Raw genomic sequence first — 26,976 nt, 5'->3', positions numbered from 1 at the left:
CTGCACCCGGAGAGCTTTCATGACCGCCCCCAAACCCGTTGTCCTGTGTATCCTTGATGGTTGGGGCCTGTCTGAAGACACCAAAGCCAACGCACCCTATCTGGCCAATACCCCGAACTTTGATGCCCTTATGGCGGAAGGTCCTCGTGCGCAGCTGATTACGCATGGGCCGGATGTGGGTTTGCCCAGCGGTCAGATGGGTAACTCCGAGGTTGGTCACACCAATATCGGGGCAGGGCGCGTGGTCGCGATGGATCTGGGACAGATTGATCTGGCCATCGAAGACGGCTCGTTCTTTGACAATCACGCGCTGCAGGACTTCATCGCTAAGGTGAAAACTGCAGGTGGGACAGCCCATCTGATGGGTTTGGTTTCGGATGGTGGAGTACACGGGCATCTGGATCACATCGTGGCCGCCGCCAAGGCCATCACCGATGCGGGCATCCCGGTCGTATTGCATGCCATTACGGACGGGCGCGATGTGGCTCCGAAATCAGCCTTTACCTATATCTCGGAGCTTGAAGACCGTTTGCCCGAAGGAGCAAAGATCGTCACCGTCTGCGGCCGCTACTTTGCCATGGATCGAGACAATCGTTGGGAGCGGGTGTCCGAGGCGTACAACGCCATCATCAAAGCGCAGGGCAGGGTGGAAAACACCGCCCATTTTGCCGTGGATCATGCCTATAACCAATCGGAAACGGACGAGTTCATCACGCCCACGGTGCTTGAGGGCTATGCGGGGCTGAAAGATGGTGACGGCTTCTTCTGCCTGAACTTCCGCGCCGACCGCGCCCGCGAAATTCTGCGCGCCATCGGTGAGCCCGGCTTTGCCGATTTCGACACCGGCCCGCGCCCAGAACTGTCGGCGCTGCTTGGCATGGTCGAGTATTCCGATGGCCACAATGACTACATGACCACTGTTTTTCCCAAGCGCGATATCGTGAATACTCTGGGCGAATGGGTCGCAAAACAGGGCTTGCGCCAGTTCCGGTTGGCCGAGACCGAGAAATACCCTCATGTCACCTTTTTCCTGAACGGCGGTAAGGAACAGGCTGAAGGGGGCGAGGACCGCTTTATGCCCAAGTCGCCCAAGGTGGCGACTTATGACATGCAGCCCGAGATGTCCTCGGTCGAAGTGACCGAGAAATTCGTCGAAGCGATACAAGCCGGGTATGATCTGATTGTCACCAATTACGCCAACCCTGATATGGTCGGCCACACGGGCGACCTGCAAGCGGCGATTGATGCCTGCGAAGCTGTCGATCAGGGGTTGGGGCAGGTGGTTGCCGCCTTGAAACAGGTCGGTGGCGCGATGATCGTGACTGCGGACCATGGCAATTGCGAAATGATGGTCGATCCGCAAACAGGTGGCCCGCACACCGCGCATACGCTAAACCCGGTGCCTGTCGTTTTGGTCGGTGGTCCTGAGGGCGCAGGTTTGCGCGATGGACGGCTGGCCGATCTCGCGCCGACGCTACTGCAGCTCATGGAACTACCGGTGCCTGCTGAGATGACCGGGCAAAGCCTGCTGACATGAGGGCATTCTGGCTCAGCCTGACATTGCTCTGGTCGTGGCCTGCGATGGCTCAAGACAGCCCGTCTGAGGCCGCGTTGGAGGCTGCACAAATGCTGGAGCAGGCCTCGATTGCTCTGTCGGAGGCTGACTCGGCCCGTGACCGCGTGCGTGCGCTGACCGAAACGATCCAGGCCTATGAGGTTGGGTTGACGGCGATGCGCGACGGTTTGCGTCGAGCGACGCTGCGTGAAGCCCAATTGACCGCAGAACTGCAGGCGCGCGAACAAGATGTGGCGCAATTGCTGGGCGTGCTGCAAACCATTGAAACGACCGCTCCACCAGTGCTGATGCTGCACCCGTCAGGGCCCTTGGGGGCAGCACGAACCGGAATGATGCTGTCCGAGGTCACACCGGGCCTGAACGCACAGGCCCGGGCGTTGGCGGCTGATCTGCAAGAGGTTCAGACGCTACGGCAGCTTCAGCAAAGCGCTGCGGATACGCTGACCGAGGGCCTGTCAGGCGTGCAGGATGCTCGAACGAAGCTGAGTCAAGCGATTGCAGACCGCACCGACCTGCCGCGCCGTTTTGTCGAAGATCCGGTGCGCACAGCCATTCTGATTTCATCGACAGAAACACTGGATGGGTTTGCCAGCGGCCTGTCCGAGATTTCAGCGGGCGAAATTGCGGTGACCACTGCCGATATCGCTGATCTCAAAGGCCAGATCGCGCTGCCGACGCAAGGTGTGATCCTGCATAGAGCGGGTGAGACGGATGCCGCAGGGGTCACGCGTCCGGGGTTGGTGCTGGGCACGCGCCCGCGCGCACTGGTTGTGTCACCGACGGCTGCGACGATCCGCTATCGTGGCCCTCTGCTGGATTTGGGGAATCTGGTAATCCTGGAGCCTCAGCCTGATCTGCTTTTTGTGTTCTCTGGCCTGCAAGAGGTCTATGGTCAGCCCGGACAGGTGATCCCCGAGGGTACTCCGGTCGGTCTGATGCCCGGTGAAACACCGGGAATCGGCGCTATTATGTCAACAAGCAGTGATGGCACTGGAACTGACCGGTCAGAAACGCTCTATATAGAGGTAAGACAAGACAACAGCCCCGTGGATCCGGACAATTGGTTCCGGACGGACAAGGATGGATAGACGAGTATGAAGAAATTTGTGATGGCCGGTCTGGCCGGCACCGTGGCAGGGATTATCGCAACCACTCAGATCGCAGGCCCCTTGCTGGCTCAAGAGGCTGAAAACAAGGCCAGCGTTTATGAGCAGTTGGATCTGTTTGGTGACATCTTCGAACGCATCCGCGCGCAATATGTCGAGGAAGTGGAAACCGAAGAACTGATCGAAGCAGCGATTGATGGGATGCTGACCTCGCTGGATCCGCATTCCAGCTATCTGTCTCCGGATGATGCGGAACAGATGCGCGTGCAGACGCGCGGCGAGTTTGGCGGGCTGGGGATTGAAGTCACGCAGGAAGATGGTTTCGTGAAAGTCGTCTCTCCGATCGATGACACCCCGGCGGATGCCGCAGGTATCGAAGCGGGTGATTTCATCACCCATGTGGATGGTGAGAGCATTCTGGGCCTGACACTGGACAAGGCGGTCGATCTGATGCGCGGACCGGTCGGGTCCGAGATCGTGATCACAGTGGTGCGCGAGGGCGAGGCTGATCCCTTCGATGTCACCATCATTCGCGACACCATCAAGCTGACGGCCGTTCGGGCCCGCACCGAAGGAACCAGTGTTGTTCTGCGTGTCACCACCTTCAACGACCAAACTTATCCCAACCTTAAATCAGGGCTGGAAGAACAGATCGACGAGGCTGGCGGCATCGAAAACGTCAACGGTATTGTGCTGGATCTGCGCAACAATCCGGGCGGTTTGCTGACCCAGGCTATCAAGGTTTCAGACGCGTTTCTGGATGAGGGTGAAATCGTCTCGACCCGGGGTCGCGACCCCGAAGATGGTGAGCGTTTCAACGCCACGCCCGGCGATCTGACCGGTGGAAAGCCAATTGTTGTTCTGATCAACGGTGGTTCGGCTTCAGCCTCCGAGATTGTTGCGGGTGCGCTGCAGGATCATCACCGGGCAATCGTTGTCGGTACCAAGAGCTTTGGCAAAGGCTCGGTCCAGACCGTCATGCCGTTGCGCGGCGACGGAGCGATGCGTCTGACCACGTCGCGCTATTACACGCCATCGGGTCGCTCGATCCAGGCTCTTGGCGTCAGCCCGGACATCATTGTGGAACAGCCGCGTCCGGCCCCCGCAACAGAGGAAGAAGAGGAAAGCAATGCTCGCACCCGGTCTGAGGCCGACCTGCGGGGCAGCCTGAACAACGACAGTCTGAGCGAGGATGAGATCCGTCAGATCGAAGAAGATCGTGCCAAGGCAGAAGCAACGGCAGAGCTGCGCGAGCAGGACTATCAGCTGGCCTATGCCATCGACATCCTCAAAGGCCTGTCTGCCTTTAATCCGGCAGGTCCGTCGCAGTAATGCATAGAGGGCCGCATGCGTTGTGGCCCGTTTAGCCTTCGACTTTGTGCAGCTTCTTCTCGTCCAGCATCAGGGAGAGTATGATCCCGATCGAAACCGAGATCGCAGAGAAGACGAAGGTCATATTCATTCCACTATCAAAGGCCGTCGCAATGGCGGCCTTTACCTTTTCAACTTCACCAGGCCCCAGTTTTTGCAGCACGGCCTTTGCCGAGTCGGTCGTCAGAGTACCGCCATTGATCGCTTTTTGATCCGCCTCTGACATGTTGATACCCGCGGCGGCAAGCTGATCACGCAAGCTGGACAGGCTGACGACATACATTATCGCCGTTGCACACGCGACCGAAATGGCCCCATAGACAAGATGAGTCATGAAGCTCAGCCCGCCCACCAGGCCCGCCCGTTCGGGTTTGACGGCGCAAACTGCGGCAGTGCCCGAGGGGCCGACCGTTAGCGTGGCTCCGAGCCCCATAAGCGCCATGCCGGGCAAGATCTGAAAATACCCCCAGCTTTCGGGCATGATGATCACGCTGATCGCACCAATAGTTGCGCAGGCATATCCCCAGAACAGCAACCGTTTTGGCCCGAAATCATTATAAAGTGTGCCCGAAACGATGGAGCCAACCGCGAGCAATACAGTCAACGGAGCCAACCCCAGGGCCGACTGGAATACCGACCACCCAAGCACCTTTTGCATGTATTGCGGGAAATACAGCAAGGCCACAAAAGCCGCCGAGACGTTGAACATGTTCAGGCCAAGGGTGATCAGAAACTCTCGGTTCTGCATCAGTTGTGGCAATAACAGCGGTTCCTTGACGCGCTTTTCGATCTTCGGGAACAGGAAGAACAGCACCGCGCTGACGAAGAACAGCAGCAAAAGCGGAACCGAGGTCCAGCCCCAATCCGCACCGACATCCAACCCGTAGAGCAAAAGCAGCACTGCGAAGGACAGAATGCCCATCCCGGCAAAGTCGATATGTTCACCTTTCTTATGCTGGGTCTCGCGCTCCATCAGTAGTATCGCGGTGGCCATCGATATGCTGGAGAAAATGACATTTGCCAGGAAAAACAATCGCCAATCGCCCAGATTGACCGCTGCGCCACTGATCAATGGGCCAAACACATTGCCGGTTGTTACCCCTGCCAGAATGAGGCCCATCACCAACGCGCGGTGCTCTTCTCTCGATACTTTGGTGGCCCCGAAGGCCAGCGTGCAGGGCCAGACACAGCCCGCCCCGATCCCTTGCAGAGCGCGGGCGCCAATCAGGTAGTCCAGGCCAGGGGCGACAAAGCAAAGGATCGACGCGAAAAGGAAAATCGAAAGACCGATGATCATCACCTTGCGGTGTCCGTACATGTCGCCTAGCCGACCGCCGGCGACCATGGTCATGGCAAAAAACAGCGCATAAATATTGAGGACCCACTGCGTACTTGTGATATCTGCGTCAAAGCTGTTCTCGATTGCCGGGACCAGCATGAGCGCGCCGGTGAAATCGATCCCGATCCCAAAGCCTGTCACCATTAAGGCAATAACTTTGATGATGCTCTTGCGGTCCATGGGGCCCCCAATCCGCGCTAAATTACTCCATGATGCACGGATGGGGCTGAAAAGATAGGAAAACGGCCCGGTGTGTTCGAGATCAGGACGAATCCTAGTTGGCCTGAGATCGCCGGAATGCCCGTTTCAACATATCCAGTTCAGCGCGCAGCAGCGCAATCTCGGCACGCATGTCGTCAGCGGCCGGCGTGCCTGCGATGATTGTGAAATCCCCAAGCTTCTGATCTGTGGTTGCATCAAAGATGGCGATGCAATGGACCCCTTCAGACAACGCTGCGAGGGGCACTGGAATGCGCAAGGTCCACCCGTCCGCTTCGGAGGAGAGTTCGACATCCGGTACGGGCTCGCCAAGGTAGCGGACATCGATCTGCGGTTCACTCTCGGAGCGTAGATGCCCTTGCCACAGAGCATTTTCGAAACGGATCGGAGTCAGGATCGGTTGCGTCATGTCATCCCCCTTACAGATCGGCTCGATGGTGGCGACAGAACGTCAGATCACGTAGAATAACGCGGTTCATCGCGGGTTGCTCCAGAATCAGATCCAGCCATAGCTTTTCTATTCTGCGCTCGTTCAGGTGCAGATGCGCCAGGTCGAAATCCACTGCGGCCTCGGGTCGGGACAAATCGAGTTGACGCAGAACCTGTTCGGTGTTCGGGCCATGCTGGATGTTGAGGCGGGCGAACACAACGGCTGGTCGTTCACTTTCCACCACCGTATCGATGCGCATCAGATGCTGGCCGGTCAAATCCGTCGCTGCGTAGGCAGGAAGCTCTACCGACAATGACAGGAAAGACCCTTGAAAATCAAAAACTTCTATCGCCATACTAAAAGGCGCGAGGTCCTTGTCCCGCCGGTTTCGGACTTGTTGCATCGCTATTTCAGACTGGTCGCAGTCATGAAACAGGGTCATTTGCTCATCCATCCGCGCCTTGCGCGGAACTGAGGCCAGGCCTTTGCGGTCAGATGGCAGTTTCCACAGATCGGGTCTCCAGGACCAATCTGTACCCAATGGTCGCGGAAACTGGTCGGAACCGATCATGGGCTGAACCAGACGACCATCGGCTGCGCGCGTTAAAAGGTCGAGTTGCTTGCGCAACTGACGCGCGTCGTCGCGCTGGCGTCGAAGTTCAGACAACGAAGCCTGATCCGCGCGTTGCGCGGCATCGCGCCACCGGGTCAGCACCTTGCGTTGCAGATATCGGTCCAGAAGTTTGCCCATCGCCCCATCTTCCAAAGCTATCCTCTTCTTTAGTCAAAGACCGCACGCGGGACAAACACGTCTTGTGCCGATCTGTCCAAAATTTGATCCTGGATCAGAGATTATAAATCAGGTCGAAAATCGCAGGATACGCACCCTGTCATTCTTGCAATAGGTCAAGCCGAAGCGTACCTTCGGCTCTCTGATCGTTGGGATGTTGTGCAACGTCTTTGGATCATTCAGTTTCAAGGCGAGGCAGGTGTATGGAACCAACCTTATTTTCATTCATCTGGAAGTACTCAAAAAAACAGCAGATGGTGCTGTTGGCGCTGACAGTTCTGTCGTTTCCCTTCCTCTACGCCTCGCTTGAACTGCCAAAGCAGATCATCAATGACGCGATTGGTGCGCCCGCCGATACGGTGACGGTATTCGGGATCACCGTGACTCAGATTCAATATCTGATGATCCTCTGCTTTGCCTTTCTTGCCACTGTTATTGTCAGCGGTTTGATGAAGATGCGCATCAACACGATGAAGGGCATTCTGGCCGAACGCATGCTGCGCCGTCTGCGATTCACACTGATCAGCCGATCCATGCGGTTCCCGAAGTCTTATTTCGCCACCACCAGCCAGGGTGAGCTGGTATCGATGATCACGTCCGAGGCGGAGCCAATGGGCGGCCTGATGGGGGACGCGATCGCGCAGCCAGTGTTCCAGTTTGGCCAGATGATGACCATCGTCACCTTCCTGTTCATGCAAAGCGTCTGGTTCGGGTTGGCCAGTATTGCTCTGATCCCGTTGCAGGCGTGGCTGATTCCCAAGCTGCAGCGGCAGATCAACTTGCTGAACAAGGACCGTATTCAAGAGGTTCGCCGCCTGAGTTCTGAGATCGGTGAAAGTGCCGCCGGTATCAGCGACTTGCGCACTAATGGCGGCTGGCGCTATCGCCTTGCGCAGTTCAGCCACCGTCTGGGCACCTTGTTTGAGATCCGTTTCAAGATCTACAACAAGAAGTTCTTCATGAAGTTCCTCAACAACCTGATCACGCAGATGACGCCCTTCCTGTTTTATTCGGTTGGTGGTTATCTGGCGATTACGGGTGAGGTGACGGTGGGTGCGCTGGTCGCGGCTTTGGGCGCGTACAAAGACCTCAGTGGCCCGTGGAAAGACCTTCTGACCTATTACAACCAAGTGCAAGATATGTCGCTGCGTTGGGAAATCGTGACCGAGCGCTTTGCGCCTTCAAACATGATCCCCGAGCGCCTGTTCGAAGGTGTTCCAGAGACGATCCCACATCTGATCGGCAATATCGAACTGCGCAATGTGACCGTGCGAGACGATGACGGGAAGACCATTCTTGAAGACATCGATCTGACCGTTCCCCATGGCGCGCGTGTTGCCATCCAGTCGACCCACGCTGCTGAACGTAGCGCATTGGCGCAATTGCTGACGCGTGAATTGTTGCCGGTGCAGGGCGAAGTCGTCATGGCGGGTCACAACCTGAACGACCTGCACCAATCCGTGATTGCCGCCAGGATCGGTTACGCCTATTCGCGCCCCTATCTGTTTGACGGTACGTTGGGCGACAATCTTTTGATGCCGCTTCGCACACATCCTCAGCATGAAAAAGACGCACTGAAGCTACCCAGTCGCCGCCAGATCGAGGCGGTCCGGGCAGGCAATCCACCTGATTCACTTAGCGACGAGTGGATTGATCCAGGCTTGGCAGGGCTCGACGATATCGAGGATATCCGCGACTGGTGGTTCAAGCTGGTCGAAGCGATGGGCATTGATGAGTTTATGTTCCGCCGAACCTTGCGCTCTCGCTTCGATCCGGAGGTTCACCCGGAGTTGGCGCAAGAGATCGTCAATCTGCGCGAAACCGTTGCAGCCCGCCTGCAGGAACGTGGCTTGGATCAGTATGTTTATCGCTTCGATCCGGATCTCTTTAACCCTGCGGTGCCTTTGGGCGGGAACCTTCTGTTCGCATCGCCGTCACACGATATCTCAGCCGATTTGTTGGCAGGTGACGGGCGATTCATGTCGATGTTGGCTGCTCACAAACTGGATGACGATGCGTTACGCATTGCCGATGCGGTCTTGCAGACATTGAATCAAACCTTTGGTCGGGATGGTGCAGATCACCCCCTGTTCTTACGTTTGGGCCTGTCAAAAGACATGTATCACCGTCTTCTGGATATTGAGGAACAGCGCAATTCCAAAGGTGACGAGGCAATAAGTGTTCAGGATCGAGCACTTCTTCTGACCGTGCCTTTCATGCTGACAGCGGAACAGATCGGCCCCAGCTTCCCTGAGGAATATAAGGAAAAGATTCTTTCCATTCGCCACAGCCAGGCCGAAAGAATGCGCAGCGCTATGGACGGATTGTTTGTCCCGGTCTCACCTGATCTTTATGTCCCGCGGCTGACTGCGATGGAGAACGCGCTTTATGGCCGGGTTTCGATCATGGCTGGCGCTCATGCAGAAGAGATCGAGGATCTGGTGGCCGAAGTGCTCAATGAAGCCGGATTGCGCCGCCGCGCGGCGGCGATCATTTATGATCTGCCTTCGGGGCTGGGCGGGAATAATTTGCCGACGGTGTTTCAGGAGCGTGCCGCGTTTTCGCGTGCCGGGATCAAGCGGCCCGATATTCTGATCCTCGACAAGGCGCTTGCCAGCCACGATTCGGAAAGCCGCTTGCGTACCCGACTGAAACTGCGCGAGCTATTGCCCGACTCGATCATGATCTTCATGGAGGATCATTTTGCCCATCCCGAAGCCTACGACCTGTTTGTCGAGGTCAAGGATGGTCGCATTGATGGCGTGTCACGCGTACGACCGGAAACTGAAGATAGCTCCTCAGATGATCTCAGCCGCAAGCTCAAGATCATTTCTTCGACCGAGTTGTTCTCGCGCCTTGATGGTCGCAACCAGCGCCTGCTGGCGTTCTCCGCCCAATGGTATGAGGCAGCGGCGGGTCAAACCATATTCGCGCGCGGTCAGGCCCCGGACGCGGCCTATCTGTGTATATCGGGCGAGGCCAGTCTGAATCTGCTGGACAAGGATGGCGCGGTCGAAGCGCTCTCGACGGTCGAACCCGGACGTCTGATCGGAGACCTCGCGATCATCACAAATGAACCACGACAGCTGGATCTGGTGGCGACTACGAATTGCGCATTCCTGAGAATCGGTGCTGAAGAACTGCGCGCGGTGATCGAAAGCGACGCAGGCGTCGCGGTCAAACTTCTCGAAACAGTGGCAGGTTATCTGTCATCGGCAGCGGAGCGACTGTTCCACCCTGGCACCACAACCGGACAAGAGGCGACCACGCAGCACGTCGGGCAGCCGAATGACACTTGATTATCAAAGGGCCTATGACCCCCATCAGGTTCTATTAACCGAAGCTCGGAAACGCCCCGAGCTTTGGCGTCTGATCGTTGGGATGGTCATTGTCGCTGCGGTTGTGCTCATCCTTAACACGATACTGTTCACCATGATCGCAAATCTGGGATCCACCAAATGGGCGCGCGATTTCCTGAGCGGAACATCCCCAGAGGCGCTTCTGGTCATTCTGGCCAGTTTCATCTTTGCCATTTTGGGGGTCGCACTCGCAGCAAGATGGGTCCAACGCCGCTCGCTCTCGACTGTGATCGGGCCGCAAACGGTGGCGATACGGCAGTTCTGGCGTGTCTTGCGTGCGTTGGTGTTGCTCGGTGTGGTTATATTGATCTTGCCGCCTTATGATCTGGGGGCACCGCTGGTCGCCAATTTGCCGCTGTCCAAGTGGCTGATCTTACTGCCTCTGTCGGTTATCGCGGTCTTGATACAAACCAGCGCCGAAGAAATATTGTTCAGAGGCTACCTGCAACAAGGTCTGGCGGCGCGGTTCCAATCGCCGCTGATCTGGATGGTCCTGCCTTCGATTTTGTTTGCAGTCGGGCACTACAGCCCGTCGACAGCTGGTGACAATGCTCTGCTGATAGCCATCTGGGCGCTGGCTTTCGGGGTATTGGCTGCCGATCTTACCGCCAGATCTGGCACTCTGGGCCCGGCAATTGCCTTGCATTTCTTCAACAATTTTGCGGCACTGCTTGTGATTTCGTTGCCGGATAGCCTGAGCGGCCTGGCGCTGTATCACCTTCCGTATGAGGTCTCGGATACGCAGGCCATCCGACCCTGGCTGCTTGTCGACTTCGGGCTCATGATTGTGGGATGGCTCGCTGCGCGACTAGTCCTCAGGCGCTGATTGCAATTCCTGCGCCAGCGTCTTATTTGACGTCAACGCAGTCTCAGCAAGGTTCCGACATGAACTGGATCACAAACTACGTCCGCCCTCGGATCAACTCGATCTTCTCGCGCCGCGAAGTGCCCGAAAATCTTTGGCATAAGTGTGACGAATGCGGAACGATGTTGTTCCACCGCGAGCTGGCGGAAAACCAGAATGTCTGTACCCAGTGTGGTCATCACATGGCGATCACGCCGCGCGACCGTTTCACGCATCTGTTTGACGGCGGTATTTTTACCGAAGTGAAGGTCCCCGCGCCCAAGGATGACCCGCTGCAGTTCCGCGATCAGAAGAAATATCCTGACCGGATGAAGGCTGCGCAAAAAAAGACCGGCGAGAAAGAAGCGATGCTGGTCGCCACGGGTGAGATCGGGCGTACTCCGATCGTGGCGGCGGCACAGGATTTCTCGTTCATGGGCGGCTCAATGGGCATGTTTGTGGGAAATGCGATCATCGCCGCAGCACAAGAGGCGGTGAAGCTGAAGCGCCCGCTTATCCTGTTCTCGGCAGCTGGCGGGGCGCGGATGCAGGAAGGCATCCTCAGCCTGATGCAGATGCCGCGCACCACGGTGGCGGTTGAAATGCTGAAAGAAGCAAACCTGCCTTACATCGTCGTCCTGACCCACCCGACTACGGGTGGTGTCACCGCGTCTTATGCGATGCTGGGCGACGTACATATCTCGGAGCCGAATGCGCTGATCTGTTTCGCTGGCCCTCGTGTGATTGAACAGACTATCCGTGAAAAACTGCCCGAAGGCTTCCAGCGTGCTGAATATCTGCTGGATCACGGCATGCTGGATCGCGTCACCAAACGCACCGAAATGCGCGAAGAGCTGATCACCATCACCCGAATGCTGATGAACCAACCCCCGGCGGTCAAGGGCGATCTGCCGGCACCCGAGCCGGAAGCTGCAACAGAAGAAGCCCCCGCCGAGGACACGGCAGAAAAATGACCAACCAGAGTTCGGACGCCATCCTTGATCGGATGATGGCGTTGCATCCCAAGATCATCGATTTGACCTTGGACCGCGTTTGGCGTTTGCTGGCGGCACTCGACAACCCGCAGCTCAAACTGCCTCCGGTGATCCATATCGCCGGAACCAATGGCAAAGGCTCAACCCAGGCCATGATCCGTGCCGGGCTTGAAGGGGCAGGGTGCACGGCCCATGCTTATACCTCGCCTCATCTGGCGCGATTCCACGAACGCATTCGGCTGGCTGGAGAGCTGATTTCAGAGGCCGATCTGACGTCGGTACTGGATGAATGCTATGCTGCTAATGGCGGCGAGAACATCACCTATTTTGAGATCACCACCTGCGCCGCCTTGCTGGCTTTTACGCGGACGAAAGCGGACTATACGCTGCTTGAGGTGGGTCTGGGCGGGCGTCTTGACGCCACAAATGTGATTGAACAGCCCAAGGTAACGGTGATCACCCCGGTCTCGATCGACCACGAGCAATTCCTGGGCAATACACTGGGCAAGATCGCGGCTGAAAAGGCCGGGATCATCAAACCGGGCGTGCCCTGCATTGTCGGCCCCCAGGAAGATGAAGCTTTGGAGGTCATCGAATACACCGCCGCCCGGCTTGGTGCGCCGCTGATGGTGCACGGTCAGCACTGGCATGTGCACGAGGAAAACGGTCGCCTCGTCTATCAGGACGAAACCGGCCTTCGCGACCTGCCGTTGCCCAATCTTCTAGGCGCGCATCAACTCCAGAACGCGGGTGCCGCGCTCGCAGTCCTGCGCCATCTGCAAATGGGAGATGCCGCCTATGAGGCCGCCGTCACCAAGGCCGAATGGCCCGCCCGGATGCAGCGCTTGAAAACAGGTCCGCTGATCGATCAGGCCCCCCAGGCTGAGCTTTGGCTGGATGGAGGGCACAATGCCGCCGCCGGAATCGCCTTGGCGGATGTATTGTCGAAGCTGCCTAAAAAGCCGACGCATATGATCTGCGGCATGCTCAATACAAAAGATGTTACAGGTTATCTCGCGCCTCTGGCCGCGCAAGCCGATACCCTCACCGCCGTCTCAATCCCGGGCGAAGCCAACACCCTCAGCGCCGAAGACACGGCCATGGCTGCTGCAAAAGTCGATTTGCCCGCCTCGACGGCAGGCAGCGTAGCAGAAGCGCTCAGCGCGATCACCGCGAAAGACCTGCAAGCCCGTGTCCTGATTTGCGGTTCGCTTTATCTGGCGGGCAATATCCTGCGCGAGAACGGCTAAGGCTTCATCTGGCCAGAATACCTCGGGGGAGTCGCCAAAGGCGACGGGAGCAGTGCCCCCTACCGCCCCCAATCTTGATCCTGCATCTCACGTAGACGCGACGCTGTACGCTCGAACTCGAACGTTCCTTCACCTTCGACATACAGCATCTCGGGCTCCGCCGCCGCTGAACAGATCAGCCGCACTTTGGCTTCATAGAGCGCGTCGATCAGGGTCACAAAACGCTTGGCTTCGTTGAAATTGTTGCGGGAGAGCCGTGGAACATCTTCCAGCACCAGAACCTTCACAGCCTCAGCGATGGCAAGATAGTCTCCGGGTCCCAGCATGCGTCCGCAAAGATCGTAGAACGATGCTCGCGCCACCCCGTTTCGAAACGCGGGCAGAACAACTTCACGACCTTTGACCTGCAACGACAATGGCTCTGCGGGACCGCCGGATAGATCTTTCCAAACACCCCTGATCTTCTCGCGTGCTTCTGGTCCAATGGGCGAGAAGTAGACCGGAGATCCCTCCAGTCGGTTTTGGCGATAGTCTGTCGGCGAAATCAGTTCCCAGACTTCAAGCTGCTCTTTGATATGCGCGATAAAAGGCAAGAAAAGCTGCCGGTTCAGCCCATCTTTGTACAGATCATCCGGATGCCGGTTCGAGGTCGTGACCACCACGACCCCACCCGCATGCAACATGTCGAACAACCGCCCAACGATCATGGCGTCGGTGATATCGGTGATCTGCATCTCATCAAAAGCCAGTACTTTGGCAGATTCCACAACCGCATTGGCCACCGGAGCCAAGGCATCCTCGATGCCATCTTCGCGGGCCTTGTGCAGCCCGGCGTGGATTTCTTGCATGAAGGCGTGAAAGTGTACGCGGCGCGCTGGAATATCGCCAAGTGTTTCAACGAACATATCCATCATCATGGATTTGCCACGCCCAACACCGCCCCAAAGATACAGACCCTGGGGTGGGGGCGGGGCCTTGCGGAAAAAACCACGCTTGACCGGTTCAGCCAGAGCCACCCGGATACGTTCAAACCGGGGTAGAACGGCCTCTTGCGCGTCATCACGCGTCAGCGTGCCATCCGCGATGCGCGCCTCGTAAAGCGATATCAAATCCGTCATATCCCGAGCCATAACGTTCGGTTCACCCGTTGAAAAGAAACCTTTTTCCGAACACATCAATTTTGCTGAACCGATACCACAAATCTCCTGAATTGACGGGTCTTGAGTTCACAGTAATCTGAGCCCTCAACAAAATCGGAGCCTTCATGCCCCAATCCGCACGTCTGCTGAATCCGATCCTGATCGTCGGGTGTATCATCATCACCGTCAGCTTCGCGGTGCGTGCGTCCTTTGGCGTATTTCAGATTCCCATCGCAGATGAATTCGGCTGGCTGCGCACCGATTTCTCGATGGCGATTGCCATTCAGAATCTTGCCTGGGGGATCGGGCAGCCGATCTTCGGGGCTATCGCCGAAAAGATCGGGGACCGGCGCGCCATCGTGCTGGGTGCTCTGACCTATACAGCGGGTATGGTTCTGAGCGCGTGGTCCGTGACGCCGTTCGGACATCAGATGTATGCGTGGCTTGTGGGGTTCGGCATAGCGGGAACCGGCTTTGGCGTGGTGCTGGCTGTCGTGGGGCGGGCCTCGTCCGATCAGAACCGCTCAATGTCGCTGGCCATCGTCACGGCGGCAGGCAGCTTTGGGCAGGTCATCGGCGCACCAACGGCTGAGTGGTTGCTGAGTTTCCTGCCATGGCAGCATGTCTTTCTGATCTTCGCCGCAGCGATCCTCGCACTGGTGCTGACTTTGCCTTACATGCGCGCGCCCAAACCCGCTGCAAAAAGTGAGTTGGAAGAAAGCATGAGCCAAATCCTTGGCAAAGCGCTTCGCGATCCGTCTTACGCGCTGATCGCCATCGGATTTTTCAGCTGCGGCTATCAGCTGGGCTTTGTCACCGCACATTTTCCGGCCTTCGTGACTGAAATGTGCGGCCCGATCCAGCCCGGAGGGCTTCTGCATTCAATTGGCATCACAACCACCTCGGCCCTCGGAGCGATTGCGATTTCCCTGATCGGTCTTGCGAATATCGGCGGGACCCTGTTGGCGGGCTGGGCCGGAAATCACTTTCCCAAGAAATACCTGCTGGCAGCGGTTTATACCGGCCGCACCATCGCGGCGGCCGCCTTCATCATGTTTCCGATCACACCGCTGACCGTGATCGCGTTCTCACTGGCTATGGGCTCTCTGTGGCTCGCAACGATCCCGCTCACCTCGGGCCTTGTCGCGCATCTGTTCGGTTTGCGGTACATGGGGACCCTGTATGGCATCGTGTTCCTCAGCCATCAGATCGGTAGTTTTCTGGGCATCTGGCTGGGTGGGCGCATGTATGATCTCTACGGAGACTATACGCTGGTCTGGTGGATTGGCGTCGGGATCGGAGCGTTCAGCGCCATCGTCCACCTGCCGATCCGCGAGGACCGCTCTGGCGTGGTCGCCGCAGCCTAATCAGGCCTGCTGATACTTGTCGATGATATAGCGGCTGGTCATCAGATCCAGATGCGCTCCGCCACCATTCTTGAATATCGTGATATCGGACGGGTCGGGCGAGAATTTCTCCAGCGCGTAGTAGTCTGCGATCAGGTCGTCGCCCGAGATCGCCCCCTCGGCAAGAGGGGTTTTGATCTCGCCAATGTGCTCAACCGTCGAGGCAAAGCTGTCCATGTAGATAGACCCACGCTGAAGCGCAGCGTCATCCGCCTCGCGCATGTCTGGCCTGTAAGCTCCAACAAGGTTCAGGTGCTGGCCGGGACGCAACCATTCTCCGCGGATGATGGGCTGAGTGCTCATCGTTGCGGTCGCGACGATATCTGCGCGATCTACGGCGTCCGGCAGATCATAGGCAACGTCGACATGATCAAACTTTTCAGCAAGGGCCTCGGCCTTCACGCTCGTCCTGTTCCACAAAGAAATCCGCGCGTGGGGGAAACCCGCTGCAAACGCTTCACACAAGGAAGCCGCAACTGGTCCGGCGCCGAGGATCAATATACTGCGGCTATCCGGGTTCGCCAATCGTAATGCCCCCAACAGGCTGTCACCGGCGGTCTTCCATTTGGTCACCAGAAAGAAATCAACCAGTGCTGCAAGCCGACCGTCCGCGTCGTCATACACACTGACCGAGCCGTCGATCACGGGTCGCCCGATCTGAGCATTACCCGGGAATATGGTTGTCGACTTGACCGCGATACCCAACCCGTCCACCCAGGCCGAGCGCGACAGAAGGGTGTCGTCGCCTCGGTAGAGGAACGTATCTTCTATCTGCGCCTTCGGTCGCTGATGGCCCTCGGCAAGCGCTTCGGTCAGCTCAATCCAATCCAGGTTGGCTTCTCCTTCTGCGAACCGTATCTGAAGAATGTTCACCGTGCCTGATCCTCCGATAACAGACCTTCGGCGACCAATCGCTCTGCCCAGCCTTGTGGCGTGTGGAAATGATGGGTCTGCCAACCGCGCGCCCGCGCCGTTTCGATGTTGTCGATGCGATCATCCGTAAATAGCAGCGTCTCTGGTGCCAAACCACAATCGGCTTCTACCATTTCATAGATCGGCTGGTGCGGCTTGACGGCTTTCATCCGGCCCGAGACATATTGCCGGTCGAATTCGTTCAGAAACGGATAAACAGTGGTGGCATAATCGAAATTCTGCACCCCGAAGTTGGTCAGCGCAAAAACTGAAACATCGTTCGCACGCAGTGCCCGCAACAGGCGAACCGAATGCGGTATTTCGGGCGTTGCAAGTTCGATCCACTTGTCATGCCACATGCGAATTTCATCGCGCCATTTGGGGTACTTCTCGGCCCAATCATAGATTGTGTCGGTAAAATGATGCCCCTGATCAACTAGATCATTCATCCCATGCAGATCAACCTCGGCAAACATAGCGCGACGGCGCTCTTCGCCGATGACCTTGTCGTAATAGCGTTCGGGTTGCCATTCGATCAGCACGTTCCCGATGTCGAAGATGACGGCTTCGATGGCCATGATGCGATCCCGTTCAAACTGCTCCAGTGCACATGGACTGAACCAATCCCAGGGCCGATATGCAAGCGTCAACCGCAGCGCGGAATGCGCTGCCCGGCCCAACGGAAGGAGGCGCATCTTTGATGCGTCTCCGACCGGCGGGAGCGTTACCGACGCAACGCCGCCCGGATTTCCCGCTCGAGCGCGTCCAGAAATCGTGATCTGTCTGCCTTGCCAAAGGGTTTGCCCCCACCCCCTGCACCCAGCGGGTTCGCCGCACGCAAGTCGGCCATCAGGTCGCGCATCGCCAGTTGTTGACCGATATTGGCCGCCGTGAAGGCCTCGCCATTGGGGCGCAGCACCCGTGCTTCGGCCTCGACGCATTTGGCAGCCAGCGGGATATCCGAGGTCACCACCACATCGCCCGGCCCACAGCGTTCAGCGATCCATTTATCCGCCTCGTCAGCGCCTTCGGACACGATGACGACCTGAACCAAGGGGTTAGCCGATGGACGCAGCCCCCCGTTCGAGACCAGAGCCATCGGTACCCGATGCCGAGTTGCGACCCGCTCGGCCTCGGCCTTCACCGGGCAGGCGTCGCCGTCGATATAAAGCGTCGTCACGCCTCTTTGGCCTGTTTCGCTGGTTTGGCCTTGGCCGCTGCTTTGCGCACCTTGAACTCTTCGGGGATCGGCATCCGGTTGAACGCGTCCAGACCTGCGATCTTGTAAGCTTCGGCCAGGGTCGGATAGTTGAACGTGTTCTGTACGAAATAGTCCACCGTACCCTTCAGGTTCAGCACCGCCTGCGCGATATGGATCAATTCAGTCGCACCCTCACCAACGATCTGCACGCCCAAAACCCTGCGGGTTTTCAGTGAAAACAGCATCTTGAGCATCCCATGCTCCAGCCCCATGATATGCCCGCGCGAGGTTTCACGGAACCGGGCTACGCCTACCTCATAAGGGATGCCGCGCTCCTGCAGTTCTTCTTCGGACATGCCACAGGTCGAGATTTCGGGGACCGAATAGATGCCATACGGATACCACGGGCTTTCCGGAAGGGTGGGGGTCTCAAGCGCGTGACAAGCCGCAACACGCCCCTGCTGTAGAGACGTGGAAGCCAGCGAAGGATGCCCGATTACATCGCCCGTTGCATAGATATGCGGCACCGAGGTCTGATAGGTTTTCCGATCCACGCTTATGCGGTTGCGATGATCCGTTTCGATCCCCACAGCATCCAGATTCAGGGCCGAGGTCGCCCCCATTCGCCCGGCTGCAAACAGCAGCATCTCGGCACGCACGTGGCGACCATTGTCCAGAGTAATCTCGACATGCGTGCCCGCGTCTTCAATCTTTTCGACGGCCGAGCCCAAGCGCAGATCGACGCCATTCTCGCGGATCTGATGGGTGAAATCATGGATCAGCGTCTTGTCGATGAAATCCAGAAACGTCTCGCGCGGTTCGATCAAGGTGACCCGGACGTCAAGCGCCGAGAACATAGTGGCATATTCGACGCCAATCACGCCGGCACCAATCACGCAGAGCGAACGCGGGATCTCCTCCATCTCGAGGAAATCGTCGCCATCAACGACAGTCTTGCCGTTGAATGGCACATAATCGGGCCGATAGGTCTTGGTACCGGTGGCGATCAGGAACTTGGCCGCAGTGAGTCGCGTAGTCTCGCCCGCGTCCGTGGCAACTTCGACCTCGTGCGGGCCGGTGAACGTCGCCAGCCCGTTCAGGGTTTCAACGTGGTTGCGATTGAACTGATGTTCAAGCACATCAACCTCATGATCGAGTGTCATGTGCAACCGGGCTTTCAGGTCCTCAGCGCGGATCTGATCCTTCACTCTGTAGGAACGTCCGTAGAAACTGCGCTCGCGCCAGCCCGAAAGGTTCAACACAGTCTCGCGCAATGTTTTTGAGGGGATGGTGCCGGTATGCACCGAAACCCCGCCGAACCGGTCCTTGCGGTCGATCACCAGCACGCGTCGCTGCAATTTGCCAGCCTGAATAGCCGCCGAACGGCCCGAGGGGCCTGACCCGATTATGATCAGGTCATAGTCATATTTACTCATGCCTCAGTCTCCGTACAGCGCTTCGGCGTGGAAAGTGACGTGATCCTCCATGAAGGTGGACACGAAGTAATAGGAGTGATCATAGCCGGGCTGCAGACGATAAGTGGCCTGCTGACGACGCTCGGCGATTGCCTGCGCCAGCGCTTCGGGGCGCAGCAGATCCATGAATTGATCATTTGCACCGGTATCGATCAAGATCGGGCCATCAAAACCAACACTACGCATCATCAGCGAGGCGTCATGTTTTTTCCATGCGGCCTCATCTTCACCGAGATAAGCGCCCAGTTGCTTGCGGCCCCAATCCGAGCCCGTCGGGTTCGATATCGGCGCAAAGGCCGAGACCGAGCGGAACCGGCCCGGAAGGTTCATCGCAAGCGTCAACGCACCATGCCCGCCCATGGAATGCCCGGTGATTGACTGACGTTCGGGATCGATTGCGAAATTCTCTGCCAACAGCGTGGGAAGCTCTTCGGCGATGTAGTCCCACATATTAAAATGAGGCGTCCAGGGTGTCTGTGTTGCGTTAACATAGAACCCTGCGCCCTGACCCAGGTCGTAATCCTCATGATCCGCCACACCTTCGCCGCGCGGCGAGGTATCAGGGAACACCAGTGCAATGCCTTGTTCGGCGGCCCAGCTCTGAGCGCCTGCCTTGGTCATGGCGTTTTCATGCGTACAGGTCAGCCCCGACAGATACCAAAGTATCGGAACCGGGCCGTCCTTCGCTTCGACGGGAAGAAACAGACCGAATGTCATATCACATTTGCAGGCCGAGGAGGCATGGCGGTAGACGCCCTGCACACCACCGAAACAGGCATTTTCCGAAAGGGTTTCCATCAGGCTAGTTCCTCGCATTGGGTTTGTGCCATGGCTAACGCCCTGCGGCGTTGGCGTAAAGTCCGAGCGCCTTTAACGCGAGTATTTTTCGGGAAGGTGAAGATCAGAACGTACTGACCCAGCCGATCACGAAAGGCACGGTCACGATACTCGCGATGGTCGACAGCAGAATTGCAGCCGAGGCGCGTTGTGGGGCCACACCGTAATGCGCCGCAAGCATATAGACGTTGCCCGCCACCGGTAGCGAGGCTGCCGCAATCGCAACCATGGCCGGGAAGGGCGCAACCGGGATCAGCCAGATCACTATGACCGCCACGAAAAGCGGGTGCAGCACCAGTTTGCAGAAACTCAACCAGCCTGCGATCTGTATGCGCTCTGCGGATTTATCGGCCAGCGATGCTCCGATTGCAAATAGCGCACCTGGTGTGGCCGCTCCGCCCAGAATGGTCAGAAAGTCGTTCAATGGCGCGGGCATGGGGACGCGCAGAGCTGACCAGATCAATCCAGCCGATATCGACAGGATCATCGGGTTTTTCAGCAACCCGCGGCCGATCAGGCGCAAGGTGCTGGCGCTGATCCGGCCTTCGCGCCCGCCGTTGATCAGAATTACGATCAGCGATGAAAACACCACAAGATCCACGGTTAGGACCAACATCACCGGACCAATTGCAGCCTCAGAGAATAGAAGCGCCAGCATTGGCAGCCCCAGAAACCCGACATTCCCGATTGCTGCGCACTGCGCCTCGACCGCAGCGGTCGGAATGTCCAGTTTGCGCAGATAAGCCACAAGCGTTGCCAGCGCATAAACGCCGACGGTGCCCAGAAGATACCCGATGACCAGTCGGCCATCGAAGATCTCGGCAAAGGGCAACGTGGCGGCAAAGCGGAACAACATTGCCGACAGCGCAAAGAAGAAGACGAACTTAGTCAGGTAAGCCGTTGCTTCAGGGGGAAAGAATCTGCCGCGCCCCGCGCAATAGCCCAGGCCGATGATTGCAAAAAAGGGCAGGGTGCGCAGAAAAATCTCGACCATGCGAAAGTCGTAGCACGGTTTTTTGCGGCGGCAAGACCGCGAAGACGTAGGTTATCGATATTCGCGACAAATTCGCGAATCCGGCGAAAATCATTGAAACTGAACCGACCGGTTTATACTGTGACGGGCAAGCAAATCAGGAGCCATCATGACCCAAGCCGCCACCATTCTGCGCACAGGCCGAAAATTCGATCAGGTTCTGCGCGGGGCTCGAGAGGTCTTCATGGCAGATGGTTTCGAAGGTGCAAGCGTCGACGACATCGCGCGTGCAGCGGGCGTGTCAAAGGCTACACTTTATAGCTATTTCCCCGATAAACGACTTTTATTCACCGAGGTTGTCCAAACCGAGTGTCGACTGATGTCCGAACGGATCATCGCCATGATCGACGAATCCAAACCTGCACGCGAAGTGCTTACAATCGCGGCAACACAGCTTACCGCTTTCCTCGTATCAGAGTTTGCGCAGCAAGTGTTCCGCATCTGCGTGGCCGAACGCGACCGGTTTCCCGACCTTGGCAACGCTTTCTATGAGGCCGGGCCGCAGAATGGTCAGCAGAAGATGGCTGAATACCTGACCAAGGCCGTCACCAAAGGCGAGTTGGCCATTGAAGATGTAAGCATTGCAGCCGAACAGTTCTCAGAACTCTGCAAGGTTCGCCTTTGGGGCAAAGCGGCATTCGGCATTCAAAGCAGTTTCTCACAAGACGAAATCGACGAGATTGCGTTGCAAGCAGTCGATATGTTCATGGCCCGTTACGGCGTCTAATCTGAGAAAGTTGTGGTGCGGGTGGAGGGACTTGAACCCCCACGCCTTGCGGCGCCAGAACCTAAATCTGGTGCGTCTACCAATTTCGCCACACCCGCAGTCCGGTGCCGAAGCACCGTTGTGAGGCGCTGAATAGCAAAGCTTTTGGGTGAGGGCGAGAGGTAAAATCTAACTCATCGCAAGATTATGTTTGGGGCATTGGGAAACAGTCGCTGGATGGGCGTTTTATGGGCCAGATTGGATGCCAGCTTGTTGCATACTATCGTGTTTGCGTTGGAAGCACTCGTTCCTTGGCGTTAATCCACCTCGTATAGCGTATAAAATCAAGTCCACACATTAATTCGTAGCTCTTTGGTCGTAATTTCGTTTCCAATATGGAAACAAAGTGCAAATTTCTAGTGTTATTTTTACTACTTTAGGTAGATTATACCTGATTTTACCAAGCCGAGCATCGCTTCCGGATATTTCCGAGCGATGGTATTGCGAGGCTTTTCTTGACCGCCAAGGCTTTGAAAGGAGCAAAGGGGTTTAAGGGATAGAGTATTGATAGATATGGTTATTATATGACTCTACGTACAATTTCAAACGCGCCTGTTACCCTGCACTTGAAACAAAGTCAGCACATCAAGCATGCTGAATTTCGGGCGGTACGCTCAACATCACTCCCCCATTGGTTGAGACATTTCTATGGGGCGCGACCACAATTGCGCCACATTTCAAACGCCAAAAAATCTTATTCGCGTCAAAATAACACCGTGGTGATCGTAATTGATTAAGCGCAGGAGTTAATGAGTCTTTTTGCCATCTGGCACCGTACGAGTTTTTGCTCAACTCCAGTACAAGGGTCTCTGTCGTGACCAACCAGATCAAAACCGCTGCCTCCGAGCAAGACGTTGTAGGTCTTGCACGCGAAAGTTTCATTGGCGAGCTGAAAACCCTTAATCGCCAGCATCCTGGCACGGGTTTCGGGATCGCTCTTCGTACCCATTCAGGCAATCGATACCTGCTGGCCAATGCCCGCATGCCGCTGCCTGCACATAAATCCCAGGACTTCCCAACTGGACGCCGCGTGGCGTGCCTGGAAAATGGTGAAGGCTTCAGCTCGATCGAAATCTTGGCTGATTCCCTGGCTTATGAATCAATTTCCCCACGTTCCGAGGCCGCAATCCTCGGCAATGCGCTGGACCTGATCGCACGTATCGACACGCTTGCGAGCCTGCCGGACGGTGCAGGGGACCAGATCGCCGCAACTGGCACCGGAGGCTAAATATGGCGCGCAACGACCATCTTCTGTCTGTAGGAAACGAGGCTCTGTCTGAGATGACAGAGGCAATGTCCTCGTTGACGACACAGATCGATCAATTGACAGAGGTGGCGGATGCGCGCTCCTCGGCGCGGCTGGCGGCGCTGAAAACCAAGATGGAGAATTTCACCGCAAGCGTCACGCTTGTGGGGCAGGTGAAGGCGGGGAAATCTTCGATCGTGAACATTCTGGCGGGTCGGCCGAACTTGCTGCCCTCGGATGTGAACCCGTGGACATCTGTTGTTACCACCCTGAACATCAACACCCGGACTGAGGGCGATACAAGGTCCAAATTTACCTTCTTCGAGCAGGAAGAATGGGACAACCTGATGGTTGGCGGTGGGCGTCTTGGTGAGCTTGCCAATCGTGCCGGTGCGGATGACGAGATGGACGATATCCGTCGTCAGATCGCTGAAATGAAAGCGAAATCCGAAGATCGCCTGGGTAAGCACTTTGATCTGATATTGGGCCAAAGCCACCAGTACGACTATTTCGACGACGAGCTGATCCAGCGCTATGTCTGCCTTGGGGATGAAGACGATCCGGACATCAATCCCAAGACCGGTCGCTTCGCCGACGTCACGAAGTCGGCTGAATTGTTCATGGATATCCCGCAATATCCGATCTCGCTAAAGCTGTGCGATACGCCCGGCGTCAATGACACGTTTATGGTGCGCGAGCAGATTACGCTGCGCAGCTTGCGAGGGTCCGAGGTTTGTGTCGTGGTGCTGGCGGCAAGTCAGGCATTGACCACCATGGATATGGCGCTGATGCGGATCATCGCGCAGTTTGAGAATCGCCAGATCATTCTGTTCGTGAACCGGATCGATGAACTGTCCGACCCGGTTACTCAGGTGCCCGAGATTCGGGATCGCATTCAGGACACACTGAAGCAGAACAATATCGACGCCAACACTAGCGTTGTTTTTGGCAGTGCGCTGTGGGCCGAGGCCGCGCTGACCGGAAACCCGGACATTCTGACTGAGGAATCACGCGAGGCGCTGAACACATTCTATCTGGCCGCCGGGTTCGGTGATCAGGCCGCGTCATTGGATAAGATCTGGGCGCTTTCAGGACTGCCTGATCTGCTGCTTGCAATGAATGAACGGATTGCCGAAGGGGCGGGGGGCCGCCTTCTGGATCGCGTCCGCCACCGTGCACGCAACATTGCCAGCCAAATCCGAGCGACCGCCGTCGCCAAAACGCTATCCAGCACAGATGGCATTGTCCGTGATCTGGATGGTGCTTCACCGGAAGATGCTATCGCAACGGTGTCCGACGAATACCAAAAGAAAGTCGCTGAACTTACGGGCAAACTGCGTGACAAGGTGTTGGAACGATTGGCCTCAGCCGAGGCAAATTTTGTCAAACGCGCGACGGATTCGCTGATTTCTCATTTGGAACAGAATGGGGAGCAGGGGACGTGGCAATATGATCCCGCAGGTCTGCGCACCTTGCAAAAAGCGGCGTATTTCAGTTTTGCGCGGGCGATGCGGAAGGATGCCGGTGCACTGTATGCGGCCGCCGCTGCGGATGTCGAAGCGCTCTATCATAAGTTGTTGGGCAACCATCTGGGTGAGTTCAACATCGAAGCACCTATCGTACCGCGTGTTCCGCCACCTTTGGGGATTGGCCGCACCATTGCGCTGGATTTGCAAAGCACATGGTGGCGCCGATGGTGGCAAAAACGCAAAGGGTTCGAAGCCTATGCGGCGGACTACACGCGCCTGATAGCGTCAGAGGCGAACTCGATCACCAAGGATATCGAGGAAAACCAGATTGCAGCCGTTCTGGAAAATGTCCGCGCTACCCTGACCGATTTCATGGCTGAGCAGAAAGATACATTGCTCAGTATTTCGCAATCGCCAGACAGGGCTGCGGCACAGGTGGCCGAGCAGAAGCCGCAGAAGTCGCGTGACGACATTCTGGGTGACATCCTGAAAGACCTTAGTAACGAAGCAGCATAAGAAGAGTTATGGTAAAAGAATCACAAACCCGCTTCGTCTCTCCCAAGGCCTGGAACCGCATCGAGCAGTGGTCCCGACGCAAGCCAGTGTTTGCGCTCATGGGTGAGTTCAGCGCAGGCAAATCCACGCTGATGAATTTTCTTTTGCGCAAGCAGGCCTTGCCAACGCAGGTTACAGCGACGCAGCTGCCACCGATCTGGTTCAGTTGGGGTAATCGACCGGCATATATAAAACGCCACGATGGCAGCACGCAGACGATCGAACTGGATCAGCTTGAACAGGTCGGCGTCAATGACGCGCAATTTGTACGGATTTTTCTTGAGGCCGACATTCTTGAGGCCGTCGACCTGATCGACACGCCCGGTATTTCGGATCCGAAAATCTCGACCGATGTGTGGCAGCGTGCCGTAGGACAGGCCAATGGCGTCCTGTGGTGTACTCATTCGACACAAGCATGGCGTGAAACTGAGCGCGCCACGTGGGTGTCCCTGCCAGAACGGTTGCAGCATAAATCGCTGTTGTTGGTGACCCGAGCGGACGCGCTGAACCAAAAGGATCGCCAGAAAGTCCTGCGCCGCGTGAACCGCGAAGCCGGGCATCTGTTCAATCGCACAATCCTGTTCTCTGCCCGCGACGCCATTCTGGCCCGTGACAAGACCGGCGATGCCGAGCTTTGGTCACGCAGCGGTGGCGGCAAAATGGTGGACAGCTTCCTTGAGATCACAGAACAGATCATGGACAACCGTGCCGACATGCTGGCGCGTTACCAGATCGATAAATCTCTGACGGACGCACAGAAAGTGCAGCCTTTGCGCCCGGCTGGGAAAGAGGAAGAGACACCGCTCAAGCTTGTTGATCCGGTAGATCAGCCTGTGGATGAGGTGGATGTAGTCACTAGCTTCCCGGTGCGCCCCGCACGGGTGGAACGCCGCTCGGACGAGGCTGAACGTCCCCGCATCGATGCGGGCGAAGCAGAGCGCATGCGGGCCGAAATGGAAGCTGAAGCAGAACCGGCCGAGGAAGATCTGCGCGCCCTCTTCGCTGAAAAAGAAGAGGAACTGCTTGATCTCAACCTATTGGCAAATCCCGTTACTGATGTCGATGAGTTCGACTTCGTCGAAGACGACGATGAAGAAGATGACGCCGAGGCAGAGCTGATCGTCCTGGGTCCCGATGCCGACGAGCGGGAAACGCAGGAGACGGCGATAGAGGACCAAGAAGGCGCAGAGGAGCAACAGCGCTCTGAGGATGACATTGCGACCTCAGTGTCTTCGATCACTGCACTGCTTGCTGAACAGGACGAAGCGCAGGACGAAGACTATGAGCCAGAGCCGGAGTCAAATGCGCTGACATCGGTACGCGTGGTCGCTGTGAACTCTGAGCTATCGGATGCGGAAACCGACGAAGCTGAAGAGGCCACTCCGTCCGTGGACAGCGCGATGAACGCTTCGCCAGGCACACAACCCAGCGCGTTTGCGATGTGGAATGAAATTGTCGCGAGCGAGACTCTGCCGGATGATGCAAAAGGCCTGCAAAGCGCCTTTGCCGCCTTCCTGACCGAGTTCGATCAGATCGCCCGCGAACACAGCGCGCGTAAGGACAAAGAGGTACTACGCGCGGTTCCCAAACCCACCGACAATGGCGGAGCGGAATGGCATGCGGTTTGATCCGAACCTGATTTCAAGACACGAAGGCAG

General features: G+C 57.0%; 22 protein-coding genes and 1 tRNA gene. 12 read left to right on the top strand and 11 right to left on the bottom strand.

The window, feature by feature from the left end:
* Window positions 1-19: 19 nt before the first annotated feature.
* Genes gpmI through ACR0IV_RS13770 form a run of 3 tightly spaced genes read left to right on the top strand, consistent with a single transcriptional unit; the run spans window position 20 to window position 4,014 of the window.
* A complete protein-coding gene (gene gpmI, locus ACR0IV_RS13780; RefSeq protein WP_480658654.1) occupies window positions 20-1,537 on the top strand; it encodes a 2,3-bisphosphoglycerate-independent phosphoglycerate mutase in 1,518 nt (505 codons plus the stop codon).
* Window positions 1,534-2,664 (top strand): murein hydrolase activator EnvC family protein, encoded by a 1,131-nt coding sequence (locus tag ACR0IV_RS13775; protein ID WP_480658655.1) that lies wholly within the window; start codon window positions 1,534-1,536, stop codon window positions 2,662-2,664. The genes gpmI and ACR0IV_RS13775 overlap by 4 nt, the downstream gene beginning before the upstream one ends.
* 6 nt (window positions 2,665-2,670) lie before the next feature.
* Window positions 2,671-4,014 (top strand): S41 family peptidase, encoded by a 1,344-nt coding sequence (locus ACR0IV_RS13770; protein WP_480658656.1) that lies wholly within the window; start codon window positions 2,671-2,673, stop codon window positions 4,012-4,014.
* Window positions 4,015-4,045: 31 nt separating this feature from the next.
* Here the strand turns inward: ACR0IV_RS13770 and ACR0IV_RS13765 are convergent, their stop codons facing one another.
* The 3 genes from ACR0IV_RS13765 to ACR0IV_RS13755 all read right to left on the bottom strand — a co-directional run bounded on the left by ACR0IV_RS13765 (window position 4,046) and on the right by ACR0IV_RS13755 (window position 6,792).
* Window positions 4,046-5,572 carry an MFS transporter gene (locus ACR0IV_RS13765; protein WP_480658658.1) on the bottom strand — a complete coding sequence of 509 codons (1,527 nt, stop codon included), beginning with the start codon at window positions 5,570-5,572 and terminating at the stop codon, window positions 4,046-4,048.
* Between the two features lie 94 nt (window positions 5,573-5,666).
* Window positions 5,667-6,020, bottom strand: coding sequence for a hypothetical protein (locus tag ACR0IV_RS13760; protein ID WP_480658659.1), 354 nt, complete (start codon window positions 6,018-6,020; stop codon window positions 5,667-5,669).
* Between the two features lie 10 nt (window positions 6,021-6,030).
* On the bottom strand, window positions 6,031-6,792 hold the full coding sequence (locus ACR0IV_RS13755; RefSeq protein WP_480658660.1) for a DUF6478 family protein: 762 nt from the start codon (window positions 6,790-6,792) through the stop codon (window positions 6,031-6,033).
* Window positions 6,793-7,034: 242 nt separating this feature from the next.
* Between ACR0IV_RS13755 and ACR0IV_RS13750 the strand changes: the two genes are divergently transcribed.
* Genes ACR0IV_RS13750 through ACR0IV_RS13735 form a run of 4 tightly spaced genes read left to right on the top strand, consistent with a single transcriptional unit; the run spans window position 7,035 to window position 13,279 of the window.
* A complete protein-coding gene (locus ACR0IV_RS13750) occupies window positions 7,035-10,130 on the top strand; it encodes an ABC transporter transmembrane domain-containing protein (protein WP_480658661.1) in 3,096 nt (1,031 codons plus the stop codon).
* Window positions 10,120-11,016 (top strand): CPBP family intramembrane glutamic endopeptidase, encoded by an 897-nt coding sequence (locus ACR0IV_RS13745; RefSeq protein WP_480658662.1) that lies wholly within the window; start codon window positions 10,120-10,122, stop codon window positions 11,014-11,016. The genes ACR0IV_RS13750 and ACR0IV_RS13745 overlap by 11 nt, the downstream gene beginning before the upstream one ends.
* Before the next feature lie 59 nt (window positions 11,017-11,075).
* Window positions 11,076-12,008 carry an acetyl-CoA carboxylase, carboxyltransferase subunit beta gene (accD, locus tag ACR0IV_RS13740; protein WP_480472826.1) on the top strand — a complete coding sequence of 311 codons (933 nt, stop codon included), beginning with the start codon at window positions 11,076-11,078 and terminating at the stop codon, window positions 12,006-12,008.
* Window positions 12,005-13,279 carry a bifunctional folylpolyglutamate synthase/dihydrofolate synthase gene (locus ACR0IV_RS13735; protein ID WP_480658663.1) on the top strand — a complete coding sequence of 425 codons (1,275 nt, stop codon included), beginning with the start codon at window positions 12,005-12,007 and terminating at the stop codon, window positions 13,277-13,279. The genes accD and ACR0IV_RS13735 overlap by 4 nt, the downstream gene beginning before the upstream one ends.
* Window positions 13,280-13,338: 59 nt before the next feature.
* On the opposite strand, the gene zapE is transcribed toward ACR0IV_RS13735, so the two are convergent.
* Window positions 13,339-14,397, bottom strand: coding sequence for a cell division protein ZapE (gene zapE, locus ACR0IV_RS13730; RefSeq protein ID WP_480658665.1), 1,059 nt, complete (start codon window positions 14,395-14,397; stop codon window positions 13,339-13,341).
* Window positions 14,398-14,543: 146 nt separating this feature from the next.
* Here zapE and ACR0IV_RS13725 point away from each other — a divergent pair, with 146 nt between their 5' ends.
* Window positions 14,544-15,785, top strand: coding sequence for an MFS transporter (locus tag ACR0IV_RS13725; protein WP_480658666.1), 1,242 nt, complete (start codon window positions 14,544-14,546; stop codon window positions 15,783-15,785).
* Here ACR0IV_RS13725 and ACR0IV_RS13720 read toward each other — a convergent pair whose 3' ends face one another.
* The 6 genes from ACR0IV_RS13720 to ACR0IV_RS13695 form a co-directional block, all read right to left on the bottom strand.
* The gene (locus ACR0IV_RS13720) at window positions 15,786-16,697 is read right to left on the bottom strand and encodes an ornithine cyclodeaminase family protein (protein WP_480658667.1); all 912 of its coding nucleotides are present in this window, start codon (window positions 16,695-16,697) and stop codon (window positions 15,786-15,788) included.
* Window positions 16,694-17,314: an HAD family hydrolase gene (locus ACR0IV_RS13715; protein WP_480659004.1), complete on the bottom strand. Its 621-nt coding sequence runs from the start codon at window positions 17,312-17,314 to the stop codon at window positions 16,694-16,696. Before ACR0IV_RS13715 ends, ACR0IV_RS13720 begins: the two co-directional genes overlap by 4 nt.
* A 146-nt stretch (window positions 17,315-17,460) precedes the next feature.
* Window positions 17,461-17,916, bottom strand: coding sequence for a YaiI/YqxD family protein (locus tag ACR0IV_RS13710; RefSeq protein ID WP_480658668.1), 456 nt, complete (start codon window positions 17,914-17,916; stop codon window positions 17,461-17,463).
* Window positions 17,913-19,373 carry a Si-specific NAD(P)(+) transhydrogenase gene (gene sthA, locus ACR0IV_RS13705; protein WP_480658669.1) on the bottom strand — a complete coding sequence of 487 codons (1,461 nt, stop codon included), beginning with the start codon at window positions 19,371-19,373 and terminating at the stop codon, window positions 17,913-17,915. The genes ACR0IV_RS13710 and sthA overlap by 4 nt, the downstream gene beginning before the upstream one ends.
* A gap of 3 nt (window positions 19,374-19,376) precedes the next feature.
* Window positions 19,377-20,210, bottom strand: coding sequence for an S-formylglutathione hydrolase (gene fghA / locus ACR0IV_RS13700; protein WP_480658671.1), 834 nt, complete (start codon window positions 20,208-20,210; stop codon window positions 19,377-19,379).
* Window positions 20,211-20,313: 103 nt separating this feature from the next.
* Window positions 20,314-21,243: an AEC family transporter gene (locus tag ACR0IV_RS13695; protein WP_480658672.1), complete on the bottom strand. Its 930-nt coding sequence runs from the start codon at window positions 21,241-21,243 to the stop codon at window positions 20,314-20,316.
* Window positions 21,244-21,391: 148 nt separating this feature from the next.
* On the opposite strand from ACR0IV_RS13695, the gene ACR0IV_RS13690 reads away from it, so the two are divergent.
* Window positions 21,392-22,009 carry a TetR/AcrR family transcriptional regulator gene (locus tag ACR0IV_RS13690; RefSeq protein ID WP_480658673.1) on the top strand — a complete coding sequence of 206 codons (618 nt, stop codon included), beginning with the start codon at window positions 21,392-21,394 and terminating at the stop codon, window positions 22,007-22,009.
* A gap of 13 nt (window positions 22,010-22,022) precedes the next feature.
* Here ACR0IV_RS13690 and ACR0IV_RS13685 read toward each other — a convergent pair.
* Window positions 22,023-22,107, bottom strand: a tRNA-Leu gene (locus tag ACR0IV_RS13685).
* Window positions 22,108-22,862: 755 nt separating this feature from the next.
* Here ACR0IV_RS13685 and ACR0IV_RS13680 point away from each other — a divergent pair.
* Genes ACR0IV_RS13680 through ACR0IV_RS13670 form a run of 3 tightly spaced genes read left to right on the top strand, consistent with a single transcriptional unit; the run spans window position 22,863 to window position 26,946 of the window.
* Entirely contained in the window at window positions 22,863-23,276 is a 414-nt protein-coding gene (locus ACR0IV_RS13680; protein WP_480472771.1) for a hypothetical protein, read from the top strand.
* Window positions 23,277-23,278: 2 nt separating this feature from the next.
* Complete coding sequence (locus tag ACR0IV_RS13675) at window positions 23,279-25,279, top strand: dynamin family protein (RefSeq protein ID WP_480658676.1); 2,001 nt, start codon at window positions 23,279-23,281, stop codon at window positions 25,277-25,279.
* Window positions 25,280-25,287: 8 nt separating this feature from the next.
* On the top strand, window positions 25,288-26,946 hold the full coding sequence (locus ACR0IV_RS13670) for a dynamin family protein (RefSeq protein ID WP_480658678.1): 1,659 nt from the start codon (window positions 25,288-25,290) through the stop codon (window positions 26,944-26,946).
* The last annotated feature ends 30 nt before the right edge of the window (window positions 26,947-26,976 follow it).

The organism is Ruegeria sp. C2 (genome assembly GCF_056537765.1).
This window is presented reverse-complemented; position numbering and strand designations above follow the sequence as displayed.